The sequence below is a fragment of the Micromonospora sp. DT201 genome (genome assembly GCF_049841575.1).
GTDB lineage: Bacteria > Actinomycetota > Actinomycetes > Mycobacteriales > Micromonosporaceae > Micromonospora.
In genome coordinates, this window is the sequence record NZ_JBNCKP010000007.1 from 31,808 (window position 1) to 51,609 (window position 19,802).

Genomic DNA, 19,802 nt, shown 5'->3' on the forward strand with positions numbered 1-19,802 from the left:
TCGCTCGCGGTGCGTACCGGCCGGCGGACGTCGCACCGCCGCCGGCCCCCACGACACCCGGGGACCCGATCGGCGAGGACGAACTGTACGGCTCGGTGAGCACCCGTCGCGGCTCTGCGCTGCGTACCCTGCGCACTGCCCGGATCGCCGACGGACGTCTGACCGCCGCACTCACCCGGACCTCGGACGACACCGGCCTCGCGCTGCCCCCCTCACTTCTCGACGGTGTGTTCGTCGCCAGCATGGCGCTGCTGCGTGGCGCCGGAGCCGGCATGTGGATTCCGATGCTCATCGAGGACCTCAGCGTGTACGCCGTGCCGGGCCCGTCGTGCGCCGCCGACGTCCGGTTGGTCCGCGCGAGCGCGCAGGCCGCCACCGTCGACGCGGTGTTGCGCGCCGAGGACGGACGTGCGCTCGTCGTCGTCCGCGGGCTGACCTACCGCTTCCTCGGCGGCGTCTCGGCCGACCTCGACGCGGTCTCGCCGGGACCTGCCGACGATCGCCCGCCCGCAACCCCGGCGGCTGGCCTGGCGGCCGATCCGACCGGCCCGGGCGGCGACGATCTCCTCGGTCGTGTCACCGCCTATCTCCGCGGCGTGGTCGTGCGCGAGACCGGCATCGAGGACCTGCCGGCCACCGAGCCCTTCATGTCGTGCGGCATCGACTCCACACAGCTCATCACGATGGTGCGGCGGATCGAGGACGATCTCGGGCTGGAGTTGTATCCGACGTTGTTCTTCGAGCATCAGAGTCTGGCGGAGTTGGCGGCGTATTTCGTTGCCGAGCACGCATCGGTGGTGGGTGCGGCGGCGCCGGTGTCGGCGGCTGCGGTGGTGCTGCCGGACGACGCTGGGCCGGTGCGGCCGGTGGCGGCTGCGCCGACGGTGGCTGGGCCGGCGGTGGCTGTGGCCAGGTCGGTGGCCGGGGGTTCGGGTGCGGGGTCGTTGTCGGGTGCGGTGGCTGTGGTGGGGATGGCGGGGCGGTTTGCGGGGGCGTCGGATGTGTCGGCGTTGTGGGGGAATTTGGTGTCGGGTGTGGATGTGGTGGGGGAGGTGCCGTCGGGGCGGTGGGATTGGCGGTTGTGGTTTGACGGGGATCGGTCGGTGGCGGATCGGTCGTATGGGCGGTGGGGGAGTTTTCTGTCGGGTGTTGATCGGTTTGATGCGGAGTTTTTTGGTGTGTCGCCGCGGGAGGCGGTGTGGCTGGATCCGCAGGTGCGGTTGTTGTTGGAGGTGGCGTATGAGGCGTTCGAGGATGCGGGGTGTGCGTCTCGGATCCGGGGCACCCGCACCGGCGTCTACGTCGGCACCTGCTTCCAGGACTACTGGGCCGAGATCGTCCGCAACCGCGTGCCGCTGCAGGATTACCAGGTCAACAGCAGCGTCGTCTCGGCCATCGCCGGCCGGCTGTCGTACGCGTTCGATCTCCAGGGTCCGAGTGTCCCGGTGGACAACGCGTGCGCGTCGTCGCTGACGGCGTTGCACCTGGCCGTCCGGGCGCTGCGCTCGGGTGAGTGCGACACCGCCGTCGTGGCGGGAGTGAACCTGCTGCTCAGTCCACTGCACCTGATCACGTCGGCCCGCCTTGGGGCGCTGTCCCCGACTGGTAGGTGCCGCCCCTTCGCGGCGGACGCGGATGGCTATGTGCCGGGCGAGGGTGTGGCGGTGATGGTGCTGCGGCCCCTGGAGCAGGCGCTGGCCGACGGTGACCGGATCTGGGCGGTGGTCCGCGGCTCGGCGACAAATCACGTCGGCCGGTCGAACAGCCCGACGGCCCCGCGACCGGAGCTGCAGGCGCGGGTGCTGACGGAAGCGTGGGCAGACGCGGGGGTGTCGCCGGCCGAGTTGGGCTTGGTGGAGGCGCACGGCACGGGCACGCTGCTCGGAGACCCCATCGAGGTACGCGGGCTGCGGGCTGCCTTCGGCGACGCGGGCACACCGGGTAGCTGCGTGCTCGGATCGGTCAAGGCCAGTCTCGGTCATCTGGAGGCGGCGGCCGGCATCGCCGGGGTCATGCGGGCCATCCTGTCGCTTCGGCACGAACTCATTCCCGCGATGCCCAACGGGGAGCGGCTCAATCCGTTCCTGGATCTGGACGGGTCGCCGTTCGTCATCAACTCCGCGGCGGTGCCGTGGCCGGCGACCGAAGGGGTCGTCCGCCGCGCCGGCGTCAGCTCCTTCGGCATCTCCGGGAGCAACACCCACGTGGTGATCGAGGAGCCGCCGCACCCGGCCGTGCCGCGTCGGCCCGATGGTGGGCAACTGCTGGTGGTGTCGGCCCGCAACGTCGAGCGGCTGCGGGTGCAGTGCGGCCGTGTGGCGCAGGCGTTGCAGCGGGACCGGCCGCACCTGGCGGACGTAGCGTGGACGTTGCAGACCGGCCGGGAAGCCTTCGCGCACCGGGCCGCGGTGTGGGCCGAGGATCTCGACGAGGCGGTCAGCGCCCTGCAAGCCATCGCCGCCGGCCGCGCACCGGACGGGGTGTGGACGGGCAGCGTCCCGGACGGGGCCGAGCCGAAGCGCCTGAGTGTCAGTCCGGGCGACGATCCGCGGACCTGGGCGCAGGCGTGGACGGCCGGGGCGGTCGTGGACTGGCCGGCGGCGTGGCCAGCCCCGCACCCGCCCCTGGCCGAGTTGCCCAGCTATCCCTTCAGCCCGGACAGCTACCCGCTGCCCGACGGTTTCGGCACTCGTTCCGATGCGCCCGCCCGCGTCGAGGAACCGCGAGTGCACCTCCTGGACGTCACCGACGAGCCGATTACGGTTCCCGCCGCAGTCCCAGCGGACCGCCTGTTGCTCGTGGCCACCGGCGCGGACCTGCCGGCAGCCCGCGAGGCGCTCGGCCCCGCGCTCAGCGCGGACCTGACCCGGCTGGAGGTCCCGCAGCTGCTGGATCGGTGCGCGGAGCAGGGCATCGACACGGTGCTCTGCCTGCTACCCACCGCCCCCGGGACGATCGGCGCACTGGACCACACCCCACTGGAGACCACCGTCCGGCCGGTGCTCGGACTGATCGGCGCGCTGGCCCGTCGGGTCGGCCCGGCCCCGGACCGCATCGTGGTGGTCGGCCACAGCGACGACCCGTACGCCGCCGCCTTCGCCGGCCTCGGCCGTTCGCTGCGGGCCGCCGCTCCTCACCTCGATCTCACCTACGCCGGCGTCGCCGACGCGTCCACACGGATCCGGGCCGGCGCCGCCATGTGCGCCTCCCGAGGCCTGCCCGAAGCCCGGTACGCGGACGGCTCCTGGACCCGTCCGGCCCTGCGCGATGCCCGGCCCACCGGCGAGAGCATCGCCGTCCGCGACGGTGCCGTCGTCCTCGTCGCCGGTGGCCTCGGTGGCCTCGGCGGGGCGGTCGCGGAACGGCTGGCCGCCACCCGCCGGGCGAGGCTCGTCCTGACCGGACGATCGCCGTCCGCTCCCGACACCGACACGCGGTTGGCCGCCCTGCGCGAGGCCGGCGCGACGGACGCGGTCTACTGGCCGGCCGACCTCACGGACCGTGCCGCGCTGACGGAACTGGTACGCCGAATCCGCGACCGATTCGGCGCGCTGCACGCCGTGGTGCACGCCGCGGGAACGCTCGACGGCCGTGGCCTGCCCGACAAGGACTGGCCCGACCTGGCCGCGGTGCTTGCCCCCAAGCTCGTCGGGCTACCGCTGCTCGACGCGGTCACCGTCGACCAGCCACTCGACCTGTTCGCCATCTTCTCCTCGGCGTCCTCCCTGCTGGGTGACTTCGGGCAGGGCGACTACGCGATGGCCAACCGGTTCGCCGACGAGTTCGCCCGGTGGCGGGAACTGCACCACCGCCCGGGCCGGACGGTCGTCGTGGACTGGGGGCTCTGGCGGGACGGCGGGATGCGTCTGGACGGCGCCGAGGAGCTGTACCTGCGTACGGCCGGACTGGAGTATCTCGAACGGCAGTCGGCGCTCGACGCCTTCGACGAGGTGCTGCGCCGCGGATTGACCCGGGCGGTCGTGCTCGCGGGGCCACGGGCGTCCGTGGACCAGGTCGCGGACTTGCTGACCGCGCCGCAACCGGCCGCTGAGACGCCCGAGCTCGATCTGGACGGCACCGATCGGCTGTACGCGGAACTGCGCCTACTCGCCGGTGAGGTGCTGGAGACCGATCCCGGTCACATCCAGGTGCACGAGAGCCTGAACGACTACGGCTTCGACTCGATAAGCATCCGCGACCTGGCGGAGCGGGTCGGCGCACTGTTCGGCATCCGGCTGTCGGCGACAGTCTTCTTCACCTCCGGCACCCTCGCCGGCGTTGTCGAACACCTTCGTACCGCGCACCCCGACGCGGTCGCGGCCCGCTTCGCCGTCCAGAGCCGTCCGGCGGTGGCGCCCCCGCTACCCGCCCCGGCCGTGCCGCCTGTGCCGTCGGTGCCCGCCGTGTCGTCCGTGCCACCGGTGCCGTCCGTGTCTGCCGGTGTGGCCGAGCCGATCGCCGTGGTGGGCATGGCCGGCGTCCTCCCCGGGGCCAGCGACCTGGACGAATTCTGGTCGCACCTGATGGCCGGCCGCGACCAGGTGACCGAGGTGCCGCCGGACCGGTGGGACTGGCGGTCGGTCTTCTCGACCGATCCGCTGGCGGTCGGCCGTACCCGATCCCGGTGGGGCGCCTTCCTCGACGGTGTGGACCGGTTCGACGCGCCCTTCTTCCGCATCTCGCCCCGCGAGGCCGAGCTGATGGACCCCCAACAGCGGCTGCTTCTCCAGGTCGCCTGGTCCGCGGTGGAGGACGCCGGCTGGCGGATCTCCGCCCTGGCCGGCCATCGGGTCGGCGTGTACGTCGGCGCGCAGTTCACCGACTATCACCAGCTGTTGCGACAGGCCGGCGTGCAACGGGTGCAGGTCGGCACCGGGAACGTGCTCAACATGCTTGCCAACCGGCTCTCGTTCACGTTCGATCTGCGCGGGCCGAGCGAGACGGTGGACACGGCGTGCTCGTCCTCGCTGGTGGCGGTGGACCGGGCGGTGGCCGCACTGCAGCGGGGTGACTGTGCGGCGGCGATCGTCGGCGGTGTCAGCCTGATGCTCGACCCGTACTATTACGTGCTCGCCAACGAGGCGGGCGCGTTCTCCCCGACCGGGCGGTGCCATTCCTTCGACGCGGCGGCCGATGGCTACGTTCGCGGTGAAGGCGTGCTCGCCGTGGTCCTCAAGCCGCTGAGCGCGGCGATCCGCGACGGCGACCAGGTGCACGCGGTGCTGCGCGGCTCGGCGGTCAACCATGGTGGGCGGGCCGGCTCGCTCACCGCACCGAACCTGGACGCCCAGGCCGAGGTGGTGACCACCGCGTGGGCGCGCGCGGGCGTTGACGCCACGTCCATCTCCTACATCGAGGCGCACGGCACCGGCACCTCGCTCGGTGACCCCATCGAGTACGACGGCCTGCGCCGCGCGGTCGAGATCTGGTCGCGTGGCACCGGCCGGTCCGTGCCGGACGCCCCGTGGTGCTCGCTCGGCACCGTCAAGACGCACATCGGTCACCTTGAGCCGGCGGCCGGCCTGGCCGGGCTCGTCACCGTGGCGCTGGCGCTGCGCCGGGGCGCACTGCCCGGCATGCTGCACCAACGCTCGGCGAACCCGCTGCTGGATCTGGACACCGGCCCGTTCCGGCTGCACGACCGTACGATTCCGTGGCGGACACCGGACGGTGTTCCCCGCCGCGCCGGTGTGTCCTCCTTCGGGTTCGGCGGCACGAACGCGCACGTGGTGATGGAGGAGCCACCGGCCCCGCCGGCCCGCGAACTCACCCCGTCCGGGCCGCAGGTCGTCGTCCTCTCCGCCCGCGACGAGCCACGCCTGCGGGCGTACGCTGCCCGGCTCGCCGCAGCGCTCCGGCCACCTGCCCCGGTCGCCCCGGTGGGCACCGACGCGGTACGCCACGCCGTCGCCGAGCTCCTCGGCGTCGCCGCCGCCGATATCGACCCGACCAGCACGCCGACCGACCTCGCGGTGGACGCGTTCGGCCGGGCGGCACTGGCCGCACGGATCGGCGTGGCCGCGGCCGACATCGATCCCAGCCGTCCGTTGTCCGAGCTGATCCCGGCCGACGTGCCGGCACCGTACTCCCGCCCCGAGTTGGCCGACGTGGCCTTCACCCTGCAAACCGGCCGCGAGCCGATGGCACAGCGGATCGCGGTCGTCACCGACGACCTGGACCACCTCGTCGAGGTTCTGGACGCGTACGCGTCCGGCGGCGACCCCGCCGATGCGCGGCAGGGGCGCGCCGATGCCGCAGACGACCTCGCCGATGCCCTGGTGTCCGGGCCGGCCGGCCGCGCCTATCTGGCGGCGCTGGTGAGCCAGGGGCAGTGGGGGCAACTCGCCACCCTGTGGACGCGCGGTGTCGAGGTGGACTGGACGGCCGCACACGCGCGCGCCGGGCGGCGCGTCTCGCTGCCCACCTATCCGTTCGACAGGCAGCGGCACTGGTTCACCGAAGCGGCGGCACCCCCCACCGAGCCCACGGCGGAGCCCACGCCGACCCTGCCGCAGCTGTTCACGCCGGTGTGGGTTCCGGTCGAGGAGCCCGACCCCGACCCCCAGCCCGAGCCCGGCGCACCCGACGGCCCGGTGTGGATCCTGCACGACACCGACAGCGCCCGGCTCGCCGAGGCACTGTCGGCCGGTCGCGACGCCCACCTGATCCGGGCCGACACCCTCCAGATACCCGAGGACGCCGTCGAGCCGGCCGGCGTGTACCTGCTGTGCACCCCGGACGGACCGGCCACCCTCGACCGGGTCGACGCCGCCCAGCGCGACGGCGTGTTGGCTCTGCACCGGCTGGTCCGGTCACTGGACCGGCGCGGCCTGGGCGGGCGGCCGCTGTGGCTCTGTGTGGTCACCGCCGGCGTCTGTCCGGTGGACGACGCCGTCCCGGCGCCGCTCGCCGCCGGCCTGCACGCTCTGGCGGGTACCGTCGCACGGGAGTATCCGGCGTGGCGGGTCCGGGTCGCAGACCTGGCCGCCGGCGACGTGAGCGCGCCGCCCGGCGTGGTCGCGCGGCTCGTTGATCCGGCCCGGCTGCCGGCACCCGGAGCGGCTGGCGCGGCAGTCCTGCACCGCGACCGTTGGTACGTACGCGGCTTCCGACCGGTCCAGGGCGTGGCTCCCGCCGACCTCCCGCCGGTGCCACGGCGTAGCGACGGCGTCTACGTGATCCTCGGTGGGGCGGGCGGCGTCGGCGGTGTGCTCGCCCGCCATCTCGCCACGGCCGGGTCGACGGTCGTGCTGCTCGGTCGCGGCGACCTCGGTGATCGGCAACGGCGGGCCCTGACCGAGATCGACAGTTGTGGCGGGACGGGTGTCTACCTGCGTGTCGACGCCACCGACCCGGCTGGACTGCGGGCCGCCAAGGAGCAGATCGTCGAACGGTTCGGCGCCGTGCACGGCATCGTGCACTCGGCGATCGTGCTGCGGGACCAGACGTTGCGGGCGATGGACGAGGACGCGTTCCTCGACGTGCTCTCGCCCAAGGTGCGGGGCACCGTCGCCTTCTGCGCGGAGTTCGCCGACCAGCCGCTCGACTTCGTGCTGTTCTTCTCGTCGGTGCAGTCCTTCGTGGGCAGCAGTGGCCAGGGCAACTATGCCGCGGCCTGTGGCTTCCAGGACGCGTACGGCCTGCACCTGCGCGCGCTCGGTCACCCCGTGACCGTCGTCAACTGGGGGTACTGGGGAAGCGTCGGCGTGGTGGCCGACGCGGCCTACCGGCAACGTCTCGCCGCCGACGGCGTGCACTCCATCGAGCCACCCGAGGGCCTGGCCACGATGCGTTTGGCGTTGAGCGCCGCGCTACCACAGCTGGTCGCGGTGAAAGCCGAGCCGGCGGTGCTACGGAGCACCCTGCCGATCGTCGCGGAACCCGTGCTCGTGCCGAACGTGCCCGCGTCCAGCGTGCCCGCGTCCGGCGTCGACTCGGTCGTCCCGGAACCGGACCCCACCACGATGGCGGCCCTCGCCGACGGCTGGCGGGACCTGGAGCAGTACTGCACGGACCTGGTGGCCGGGCTGCTGCGCGACGCGGGTCTGCTGCCGAGCACGGGCACGGCGGTGCCGGTCGCGTGGGTGCACGCGCTGGCGGCCAGCGGTCAGGTCCGCCTCGTCGACGCTCTCCTCGCGGTGGTCACCGACGCGGGTTGGGTGCGACGCGACGGCGACCTGCTCCGGGCGGGGGCCGTGACCGACGGCCGCCGGCTGGATGACCTCCCGGGGCGGTCGGCAGACATCCTGGCCCGGCATCCCACCCTGGCGCCGTATCTGCGTCTGCTGGACGCGGTGTGGCCACGCTACCGGGACCTTCTCGACGGGAGGGTGACGCCGCAGGAGGTGTTGTTCCCCGGCGGCCGTGACGATCTGGTGGCGCCGGTGTATGCGGGCGACCCGGTCGCCGACCACGCCAACACGCTCGTGGGCTGGGACGTCGCCCGGTTCGTCGCGTCCCTTGCGCAGCACGCCGACCGGCCCGTCACCGTGTTGGAGATCGGCGCCGGAACCGGCGCCACCACCCGCCGGGTGCTGGACGTGCTCGATGCTCGGGTGGAGTACCACTACACCGACGTGTCCGCCGCCTTCGTCCGGCAGGGCGAGCAGCGGCTTGCCGGTGACTCCCGCGTCCGCTGCCGGCAGTTGGACATCGAGCGCGACCCGGCCACGCAGGGCTTCCCGGTCGCCGGATTCGACCTCGTGGTGGCCGCCAACGTCCTGCACGCCACCGCGAACGTCGCGGCCACGTTGGCCAACGTCAAACGATTGCTGCGGCCGGGCGGCCGCCTGGTGGTCAACGAAGGCACTCGCAACCGGGTGTACGCCACGCTGACGTTCGGCCTGCTAAACGGCTGGTGGCGGCACGACGACCGGGACCGGCGGCTGCCACACTCGCCGTTGCTGGACCGGGGCAAGTGGCGGGAAGCCCTGCACACGGCCGGGTTCGAGCACGTCGGTGCCTGGGACGCCGTCCACCAGACCGTCTTCACGGCGACGAGCGACGGGTTCGTACCGCTCGGGGCGGACCGGCCGTCGCCGCTGGCGCAGTCGCCAGTGCAGCCGCCGGTGTCGCCGCCGGCCCCGGCGGACGACGCGCGCCCCGCCGGGGCGGCGGTCCGGCCGGACGGGGTGGCCGGGCGGGTGGCGGCGGTCTTCGCCGACGTGCTCGGCCTGGACCCGGACACGCTCGACCGGGACCTCGCGCACACCGACCTCGGCGTGGACTCGGTCGTGGCCATCCAGGTGGTGAACCGCCTCAACCACGACCTCGGCCTCGCCCTGCATCCCACCGACATGTTCAGCCATCCGACGATCGCGGCCCTCGCGACGCACATCACCGCGGAGCACGCCGGTGCCCTGCGGCCACCGCCCGAGCCGCCGCCGACGAGTCCGCCCGTCACGGCGCCGCCGCCGAGCGCGGCCTCGCAGTCGGTGCCGAGCGCGGCCTTGCCGCCCGTGCCGAGCGCGGCCTCGCCGCCCGTGCCGAGCGCGGCCTCGCCGCCGGTGCCGGGCAACGCCGAGATCGCGGTGATCGGCATGTCGGCCCGCTTCCCCGACGCCCCGGACCTGGGCCGGTTCTGGCGCAACCTGATCGAGGGGCGCAGCGCGGTGCGGGAGGTGACCCGATGGCCAGCCGCCGAGTTCTACGACCCCGATCCGCGGCGCACCGACCGCAGCTACAGCCGGTGGGGGGCATTGCTCGACGACGTGGACCGCTTCGACCCGCTGTTCTTCGCCATCTCTCCGAAGGAAGCCGAACGGATGGACCCGCAGCAGCGGCTCCTGCTGGAGGAGACCTGGCGGGCGTTGGAGGACGCCGGTTACGCACGCGAGGACCTCGCCGGCAGCCGCTGCGGCGTGTACGTCGGCTACAACGGCAACGACTACCTGCGTACGGTGGAAGCAGTCGAGCCGCTGAGCGCACACGCGTTCCTCGGTAACAGCGAGGCGATCCTCGCGGCCCGTCTCTCCTACCTGTGGGACCTGCGTGGCCCGTGCATCACCGTCAACACCGCCTGCTCGTCGTCGCTGACCGCGCTGCACATGGCCGCCGAGGCGCTGCGCTCGGGCGAGGTGGACACCGCCGTCGTGGCCGGGGTCATGGTGATGAACACGCCGCTGTTCTACCACCTCGCCAGCCGCGCGCAGATGCTCTCGCCCACCGGCGCCTGCCGTACCTTCGACGCCGGTGCGGACGGCTTCGTGCCCGGCGAGGGCGTCGGCGTCGTCGTGCTCAAGCGGCTCGACGCGGCGCTGCGCGACCGTGACCACGTGCACGCCGTCGTCGTGGGATCCGGGCTCAACCAGGACGGGCAGACCAACGGCATCACCGCGCCGAACGGCGCGGCGCAGACGGCCCTGGAGACCGAGGTCTACGACCGGTTCGGCGTACGCCCGGAGCGCATCGGCTACGTGGAGGCGCACGGGACGGGCACCCGGCTCGGTGACCCGATCGAGATCGCCGCGCTCACCGAGGCGTTCCGCAGGCACACCGACCGCACCGAGTTCTGCGCGATCGGATCGGTCAAGACCAACATCGGTCACACCCTCGCCACGGCCGGGATGGCCGGCCTGATCAAGCTCATCCTCTGTGTCCGGGAGGGGATGCACGTGCCGTCCCTCAACTTCCGCGAGGGCAACGACCTCATCGGCCTGCCGGACACCCCGTTCTACGTCAACACCCGGTCCCGGCCCTGGCACGAGCCGCACGGCCCCCGGTACGGCGCGGTGAGCGCGTTCGGGTTCAGCGGCACGAACGCTCACGTCGTCGTACGCCAGGCGGTCGAGGCGGCCACGCCGGTCGAGCCATCGGCCCGGCCGTGCTACCTCGTCGGCCTCTCCGGTCACACCGACCAGGCGTTGCGTACCCGCGCGGAGGACCTGCTGCGCTGGCTGGAGTCGACGGCGACCGCACCGGAGATCCGCGACGTCGCCTTCACCAGCCTCGTCGGCCGGGCACACCACCGGCGCCGTGCGGCGTGGGTGGTCCGGGACACCGCTGGGCTGATCGACGGTCTGCGCGGCTGGCTGGAAGGTGACCCGGCAGGTCAGTCGGCGGAACCGTTGCCGATCGCGGAGGCGCAGCGGAGGTGCGCCGAGGCGGTCGGCGGCCCGGATCGCGAAGGCGCACTCGCCGCGCTGGCCGCCGGTTACCGTGCCGGCGTCGACCCGTCGTGGCGGCAGGTGTTCGCCGGGGAGTCGTGCCGCAGGCTGCCGCTGCCGACCTATCCCTTCGCCGGCCAGCGGTACCGGCTGGACCCGGCCGACCCGGCCGTCCGGGAGGCCGGCAGCCGCGCCCACCCGATGATCACCGCGAATCTCACCGCGAACCTCACCGCCGCGCCCGGTCAGCCCTTCGCCGTGGACCTGGACGGCGCCGAGTTCTACGTCCGGGACCACATCGTGGCAGGGACGCCGACGCTGCCCGGGGCGGCAGTGCTCGAACTGGCCCGCGCCGCGGGGGAGGTGGCGGCCGGGGCGCCTGTGGTGGGGCTTCGCCGGGTCACCTGGACGCGTGCGGTGACGGTGGACCCTTCCCGGATGCTGCACGTCGGCGTGACGGCGAGCGCTCGACCCGGCGTGCTGGACTTCGCGGTCCGTGACCCGCGGGCGGCCGATGAGCACGTCCCGTACGCGACCGGACAGATCGTCGTCGCCCCCGATGTGGTGCAGGCCCGGCACCCCGTGGTCGACGTCGACGCCGTGTTGCGGCGCTGCACCCGGCGCGTCGACGGCGTCGACCTGTACCGCGGCTTCACCGACGCCGGCATCCGGTACGGCGCCACCTTCCGGACGATTCGCGCGCTGCACTGCGCCCAGGACGAGGTGCTGGCCGAGCTCGTACTGCCGGACGGGACGCCGACGGCCGGCCTACACCTGCACCCGTCGCTGGTGGACGGCGGCATGCAGGCCATCTCGGGCCTGTTCCCGTCGGCCGAGGCGTGGACGGCGGGGCCGCAGATCCCGTTCACGGTCGGCAGCGTGGACGCGTACGCCTCCACCGAGCACGTCCGCTACGCCCACGTGGTGCCCGCCGCGGGGCGGGCCCGCTTCGCCGTCACGCTGCTGGACGACTCCGGCGCGGTACTGGTGCGGCTCGGCGACGTGGTGCTGCGGCCGGTCACGCGCACCCCCGTCGCGGGGCCACCGCCGACAGTGCCGAACGAGGAACGCCTCACCGAGCTGCTGCGGCGGCTGCACGCCGGCCAGGCCGAGGTGCACGAGGTCAAGCGGGAGTGGGAGACGTTGTCGTGAACGCTGAGCCCCTGACTGTGGACGACGTGCTACATCGCGTACGCGCCGGCGAATTGACGCCGGAGCAGGCGATGCCGCTGCTGCGGGCGCTGGCCTCCGGCGCGGACGACCTGGTCCGGCTCCACCAGGTCTGGGAGCCGACGCCGTCGGCGGCGACCGCGAGCCGTCGTCTCGGACACGTGGCCCTGATCGGAGACGGAGACCTGCACGGGGCCGTCGGTGCCTGGCCGGTCGACCGGCTGTCGCTCGTCGACGCCCCCACCGAGCCGGAGGAGGCCGGCCTGCTGTGGGAGAACCTGTGCGCCCCTGGCGTACCCGATGCGGTGGTGTTCGTCTCTGACCTCGATGCGCCAGGTGACCGCCCGCCGCGCCCGGAGCAGATCGACCGGGAGGTCGCGTTCCTGCTTTGCCTGCTGCGCGCGGCCGCGCGGGTGCCCTCGGACACCCCGGTCCGGGTCGTCATCGTGCACCCGGGGTCCCTGGTGGGTGCCGCACTGGGCGGCCTCGCGCGGTCCGTGGCCCGGGAGTGCGGCTGGCTGCGCCCGCGAGTCGTCGGCGTTGGCGAGCTGCGCGGCGCGGCGTTGGCTGCGGCGTTGTGGCCGGAGGTCGCCGGGGAGGACGCGGCGGTCGAGGTGCGGTTCGGTGCGGCGGGGCGGGAGGCGTTGGGGTACCGGCGGGTGCCGGTCGGGGCCGTGGGTACGGACGCGGTGTCGGCGGGTGACGTGTTCGTGGTGTCCGGCGGGCTGGGTGGACTGGGTCGGCCGGTGGTCGAGTTGCTGGTTCGGCGCGGGGCGCGGGTGGGGGTGCTGAGTCGGTCGGAGCCGGACGCGGCGGCTCGGCGGTGGCTGGCGGGGTTGGGCGAGTCGGTGGTGTTCGTGCGCGCCGACGTGTCGGTACGCGCGGAGGTCATCGCGGCGGTCGGGTCGGTGCGGGCACGGTTCGGCCCGGTGGACGGGGTGGTGCACGCGGCCGGGGTGACGGCCGACGGGTGGCTGCGGGAGAAGTCCGTGGCCGGGTTCCGGTCGGTGGTGGCGGCGAAGGTGTGGGGGGCGGTGTGGCTGGACGAGGCGACGGCCGCTGATGGCGTGCGGGTGTTCGTCGGCTTCTCGTCGGTGGCGGGGCTGCTGGGCAATGCCGGTCAGTGTGACTACGCGTTCGGCAATCGGCTCCTGGACGAGTTCGTGCGGTGGCGTGCGGGGGTGCGGTCGGGTCGGAGCGTGTCGGTGGCGTGGCCCTACTGGGCGGACGGCGGCATGCGCATCGACGAGGCCACGCAGCGCCTGATGCGTACCGTCGCGGGGATCAGGCCGATCGACGCCGGCGAGGGCCTCGCCATGTTCGAACGCGCGTTGGCGGCCGACGAGCCGCTGATCGTCGAGCTGCACGGCGACCGGGACCGGATCCTGTGGACCTTCGCGGCGACCGATGGCCCGCAGGAGTCGACAGGCGCCGGCTCGGCCGACGCCGCCGATGCGTCCGACCGGCTCGCCGGTCGGGTTCGCGCGGACCTGCTCGCCGCTGTCCACACCGTCCTCGACGTCGATCCCGCCGACGTCGACCTCGACGCCCATCTCAGTGAGTTCGGCTTCGACTCGATCTCGTTCACCGAACTGGCGAACGTGCTGAACGAGCAGTTGGGGCTCGACCTGTTGCCGTCGGTCTTCTTCGAGTACCCGACGCTCGCGGCGTTCGCCGACCACCTGCGCCGCGACCACCTCGACCAGCTCCGCAACCACTACGGTGCCGAGCCGGTCGCCGAGCCGCCGCGCGTGTCGGTGACCGAGCACGAACCCGCGATGCCGATCGCGGTGGTCGAGCACGAACCCGCGATGCCGGTCGCGGTGACCGAGCGCGAGCAGGCGGCGCCGGTCGCGGTGCCCGGCGACGCGGTGGCGATCGTGGGTCTGGCCGGGGTGTTCCCCGGCTCGGGCGACGCCGAGGGCTTCTTCGCGGACCTGACCGCCGGCCGGGACCTGGTTGGCGAGGTCCCGGCGAACCGGTGGGACTGGCGGCGGTGGTACGGCGACCCGTGGACCGGCGGTGACCGTACGCCGGTGCGCTGGGGTGCATTCCTGTCCGATGTGGACCGCTTCGATCCGCGTTTCTTCGGTATTTCGGCCGCCGAGGCCGATCTGATGGACCCGCAGCAGCGGGTGTTCCTGGAAACCGTCTGGCGGACCATCGAGGACGCCGGTTACCGGGCCTCCGACCTGGCCGGCACCGACACGGGTCTGTTCGTCGGCGTGGGTGGCATGGACTACCTCGAACTGATGCTGGCCGGCGGGCGGGGCCTCCAGCCGCACACGCCCACCGGCATCGCCCACTCCGTCCTGGCCAACCGGGTGTCGTTCCTGTTGGACCTGCACGGGCCGAGCGAGCCGGTGGACACGGCCTGTTCGGCGTCGTTGGTGGCGGTGCACCGTGCGGTGAGCAGCATTCAGCGCGGTGAGTGCAGCGCTGCCATCGCCGGCGGCGTCAACGTCATGGCGACCCCCACCGCGCACATCGCCTTCACCCAGGCCGGCATGTTGGCGTTGGACGGCCGGTGCAAGGTGTTCGACGCCGCGGCGGATGGTTACGTGCGGGGTGAGGGTTGTGGGGCCATTCTGCTCAAGCCGTTGTCCCGGGCGGTCGCCGACGGTGATCACGTGTACGGGGTCATTCGGGGTAGTGCGGTGAATCATGGTGGTCGGGCGGCGTCGTTGACGGCTCCGAATACTGCGGCTCAGGCTCGGTTGATCGTGAAGGCGTGGCGGCAGGCTGGTCTGGATCCGGCGACGTGCACGTTCCTGGAGACTCATGGGACGGGTACGGCGTTGGGTGATCCGATCGAGACGACGGCTCTGACTCAGGCCTTCGGCACGTTGTACGAGCAGTGGGGTCATGGGGCGGCGACGAGTGCGCATTGTGCTCTGGGGTCGGTGAAGAGCAATGTTGGTCATCTGGAGACCGCGGCGGGGATGGCCGGGCTGACGAAGGTCCTGCTGGGGATGCGGCACCGCCGGTTGCCGGGCAATCTGCACCTGGACACGCTGAACCCGTACATCCGGTTGGACGGCACCCCGTTCACGGTCCTGGACCACACCCGGGAATGGGATAGCGGTGGTGGTCCGCGTCGGGCGGGTATCTCCGGTTTCGGTTACGGCGGCGTCAACGCGCACCTCGTCCTCGAAGAACACCAGGCCCCCGCCGTGCCAACAGCGCCCGCCACACCGCAGGTCATCACCCTGTCCGCCAAGAACCCCGACCGCCTCACCGCCGCAGCGAGCCAACTCGCCGAGCACCTCGGCACCGCACGCCCGGCGCTGGAGGACGTGGCGTACACCCTGCGGGTGGGCCGTGAGCCCATGCCCGAGCGGCTGGCGGTGGTGGCGCGGGACGTCGACGAGGCGCGGACGGCGCTGACCGCGTACGCCGACGGCGGGCCGACGGGCCCCGGCGTCTTTCGCGGCCGCGCCATGCACCCGGAGGCGAATGGCCACGCCGTCGACGCGCGGGTGAACGGCTACGACGTCATTCCGGAGGTGCGCGACCACGGGCTCGTTCCGGTGCATGGCCAGGCCCCGGACGAGCAAGCAGCCACTTGGGTGCGTGGCGGGGACGCGGACGGGATGCCCTCGGGCCGACGGATCTCGTTGCCCACCTATCCGTTCGCGGGAGAGCGGTACTGGGGCGCCGACGTGCCGGTCCCGCGCCCGGCCGACCCGGACGACTCGGAACCGCCCGCACCGACGCTGCTGCGCCAGGTGTGGGAACCGGCCACCGCCCGCCCCGCCCCCGCCGAGACCACCCACGCCACTGTGCTGATCGGCGACGACGAGCGGCTGGCCGAGGAGTTCCGGGCCACCGACCCGAGCGCCGTGGTCGTGACACGGGGATCCCGATACCAGCGCGTCGGCCGGGACATCACCGCCGACCTGCGCGACCCCGCGCACCTGAGCCGGCTCGTCACCGACCTGGGCGGTCGGCTCGACGTGATCCACCTTCGGCGGACGCAGCCCGCGCCCGACCGGGTCGTCGACGACGTCCTGCTGCCGCTGACCGGGCTGCTCCGCGCCATTTTGGGCAACACCGCTGTGGAACGGTTGCGTCTGCTGTACGTCCACACCGCGCCCGCCGCGCCGGCCGACACCGCTGTCACGGCCGTGCTGCGCAGCGTCGCCCAGGAGGACAGCCGGTTCACCGGTCGGCGCCTCGAACTGGCCGGGACCCACGGCCGACTGGCCGCCATCTGCCGGGACGAGTTCGCCGCCCCGGACACTGTGGAGATCCGGTACGTGGACGGCGTCCGCCACCGCCGCCGGCTCGTTCCCGCCGGTGCCGGCGCGGAGCCCGCCCTGCCGGTGCGCGCGGGAGCGGCGTACCTCGTCACGGGCGGTGCCGGCGGGCTCGGCCGCATCCTCGCCGACCACCTGCTGTCCCAGGCCGCCCGCGTCGTGCTCGTCGGCCGCTCCCCGGCGGACGCGGACCTGCACGCGTGGCTCGGCACCCGGCACGCCGCGACGTACCTCCAGGCCGACGTGACCGACGAGGCCGGCCTTCGGCGGGTCGTCGCGGCGGGCCGCGAGCGGTTCGGCCCGCTGCGCGGTGTCGTACACGCCGCCGGGGTCAACCGGGACCGCCTGCTCGGCGACAAGGACGACACCGAGATCCGCGCGGTGACGGCCGCCAAGGTGGACGGCACAGTGCTGCTGGACCGGGTCACCGCCGGCGAGCCCCTGGACTTCTTCGCGGTGTTCTCGTCGCTGGCCGGCGTGCTGGGCAACGCCGGGCAGGCCGACTACGCGTACGCGAACGCGTACCAGGCCGCGTACGTGGCGGACCGGCACGGCCCCGGGCGCGGCGTGGCGCTGCACTGGCCGCTCTGGGAGTCCGGTGGCATGTCGGCCTCGGGCGAGGCCGCGCGGCGTGCCCGGGAACGTTTCGGCAGCCACCCACTGCCCACCGTCGAGGGTTTGCGGCTGTGGGACGAGGTCCTGACTGGCGGGCATGGCGAGGCGGCGGTGCTGTACGGCGCCCGGCCGCTGCGGTGGCACGCCGAGCTGATGTACGACAGCCCCGGCGCGGCCGTCGCCGTCCAGCACCTCGACGAACCGGTCGCTGCGGCGGCTCCGACTGACGAACCGGCACCTCCGGCCGGCCGGATGCTGACTGTGGTGCGTGAGGTGCTCGCCGGCCTGCTGCGTGTCGACCCGGACGACCTCGCCGTCGACGCCGACCTCAACGACCTGGGCATCGACTCGCTGCTGGTGCGACGGTTCAGCGACGAGTTGACCCGCCGGCTCGGCACGGTGCCCACCACCCTGCTGTACGAGCACCGCACGCCCACCGCGCTGGCCGCCCACCTCGAAACCACGCACGGCCCACGGGTCGCCGCGTACGCGGCGACAGCCGAGGTCGCCGCGTACGCGGCGGTTGCCGAGGTCGCCGTGCCGCCCGAGCTGCCGGTGGCGGAGCCGATCGCCGTCATCGGCCTGAGTGGCCGTTACCCGCAGGCCGCCGACCTGGACGAGTTCTGGCGCAACCTGGCGGAGGGCCGGGATTGCGTCACCGAGGTGCCGGCCGACCGCTGGGACGTCGAGAGGTACTACGATCCGGACCCGCTGCGGGCCGTGGACGGGAAGACCTACTGCCGCTCCGGGGCGTTCCTCGACGGCGTCGACAGGTTCGATCCGCTCTTCTTCGGCATCTCCCCGCGCGAGGCGGAGAACATCGACCCGCAGGAACGGCTGTTCCTGCAGACGGCGTGGGCCACGTTCGAGGATGCCGGCTACCCCCGGCACCGGCTGCGGGAGCGGGGCGGACGCGTCGGCGTGTTCACAGGCGTCACCACGTACACGTATCTGTTGTGGGGGCCGGAGCGGTGGGCCAGCGGGGTCGCGGTGCACCCGCAGACCGCGCCGTGGTCGATCGCGAACCGGGTCTCGTACGTGCTCGGCCTGCACGGCCCCAGCATGCCTGTCGACACCGCATGCTCGTCCTCGCTGACCGCCGTCCATTTGGCCTGTGCCAGCATCCGGCGCGGCGAGTGCGAGATGGCCCTGGCCGGCGGCGTCAACCTGTACCTGCACCCGAGCCGGTTCAGCACCCTCAGCCAGGCCCGCATGCTCTCGCCCACCGAACGGTGCCGCAGCTTCGGTGCCGGCGCCGACGGGTTCGTGCCCGGCGAGGGCGTCGGGGCGGTGCTGCTCAAACCGCTGTCCGCGGCCGTCCGCGACGGCGACCGCATCCACGCCGTCATCCGCGGCAGCGCCATGAACCACGCGGGTGCCACCCGGGGGTTCACAGTGCCCGACCCGAACGCGCAGGCGGACGTGATCGACGCCGCGCTGCGCGAGGGTGCCGTCGACCCTGCCACCGTCACGTTCGTCGAGGCGCACGGCACCGGCACCGAGCTGGGTGATCCGCTGGAGGTGGCCGGCCTGACCAGCGCGTTCCGCCGCAGCACGGACGCCCACGGCTACTGCGGGCTCGGCTCGGCCAAGTCGCTGATCGGGCACCTCGAGGCGGCCGCCGGGATCGCCGGGCTGACCAAGGTGATCCTCCAGCTGCGGCACCGGCAACTCGCGCCCACGCTGCACTGCGACCCGCCGAACCCGGGCTTCGACCTGGCCGGCACGCCGTTCGTCCTGCAACGCTCGCTCGCACCCTGGGAGTCGCCACCGGACCTGCCACGGCGGGCCGGCATCTCCTCCTTCGGCGCCGGCGGCGCCAACGCGCACGTCGTCGTCGAGGAATGGGCGCCGGTGGAGGCCGCGCCGGCACCGGCACCCGGCCCGGAGGTCGTGGTGCTGTCGGCCCGGACCGAGGAGCGGCTGCGGGTGTACGCCGGTCGGCTCGCCGACCATCTGCGCGGCTTCGGCGCCGCCCAACCCGTACCCGTGGACGAGGTGCGAGCGGTCGTCGCCGCCGTGCTGGGCCTGGCGGCGGACGAGGTGCCGGACGACGAGCAGTTCGACGAACTCGGCGTCGACCAGGTGACCATCGCGGAGATCACCGGACGGCTGCGCGGCCGGTACGGCTGGACCGGCACCGTCCGGCCCGCCGACACCGTCCGCGCGGTGACGGGGCAGCTGCCGAGCGGCAACTGCTCGATCCGGCTGGCCGACGTCGCGTACACCCTGCGCAGCGGCCGGGAGCGGATGGCCGAACGCCTCGCGATCGTCGCGGACGACCCGGCCGCGCTCGCCCAGACGCTTGCGGGGTTCGCCGTCGGCGACGACTCCGGAGTCTTCCGTGGTGGTCGGGACGACGCCGAGCCCGGGGACGAGCCGAGCCGCCTGGCCCGCGCCTGGGCGGCCGGGGAGGACGTCGACTGGCCGGACCCGACCGGCCACCTGATCACCCTCCCCACGTACCCCTTCGCGGAGACGCGGTGCTGGTTCGAGGATGACGGTGGCCGGACGGAGCTGACCGGACGCGAGTTCACCCTCACCGACCATGTCGTGGCGGGAAGGCCCACCCTGCCCGCGGTGGCGCTGCTGGAGATCGCCCGGAAGGCCGCCGAGGCCGCTGGCGACGGCCCGGTGCGGCGGCTCCGCGACG

General features: G+C 73.4%; 2 protein-coding genes (both running past the window's edge). Both read left to right on the plus strand.

Annotation, left to right across the window (positions count from 1 at the left end; translation table 11 throughout):
• On the plus strand, positions 1-12,257 hold the 3' portion of the coding sequence (locus ACLQ28_RS14910) for an SDR family NAD(P)-dependent oxidoreductase (protein WP_425686860.1). 385 nt of this gene lie to the left of the window's left edge; the window shows 12,257 of its 12,642 coding nt (coding positions 386-12,642); the start codon falls outside the window, past its left edge; the stop codon is at positions 12,255-12,257.
• Positions 12,254-19,802 carry the 5' portion of an SDR family NAD(P)-dependent oxidoreductase gene (locus ACLQ28_RS14915; RefSeq protein ID WP_425686861.1) on the plus strand. 3,764 nt of this gene lie beyond the right edge of the window, so the window shows 7,549 of its 11,313 coding nt (coding positions 1-7,549); the start codon lies at positions 12,254-12,256; its stop codon lies beyond the right edge, outside the window. The genes ACLQ28_RS14910 and ACLQ28_RS14915 overlap by 4 nt, the downstream gene beginning before the upstream one ends.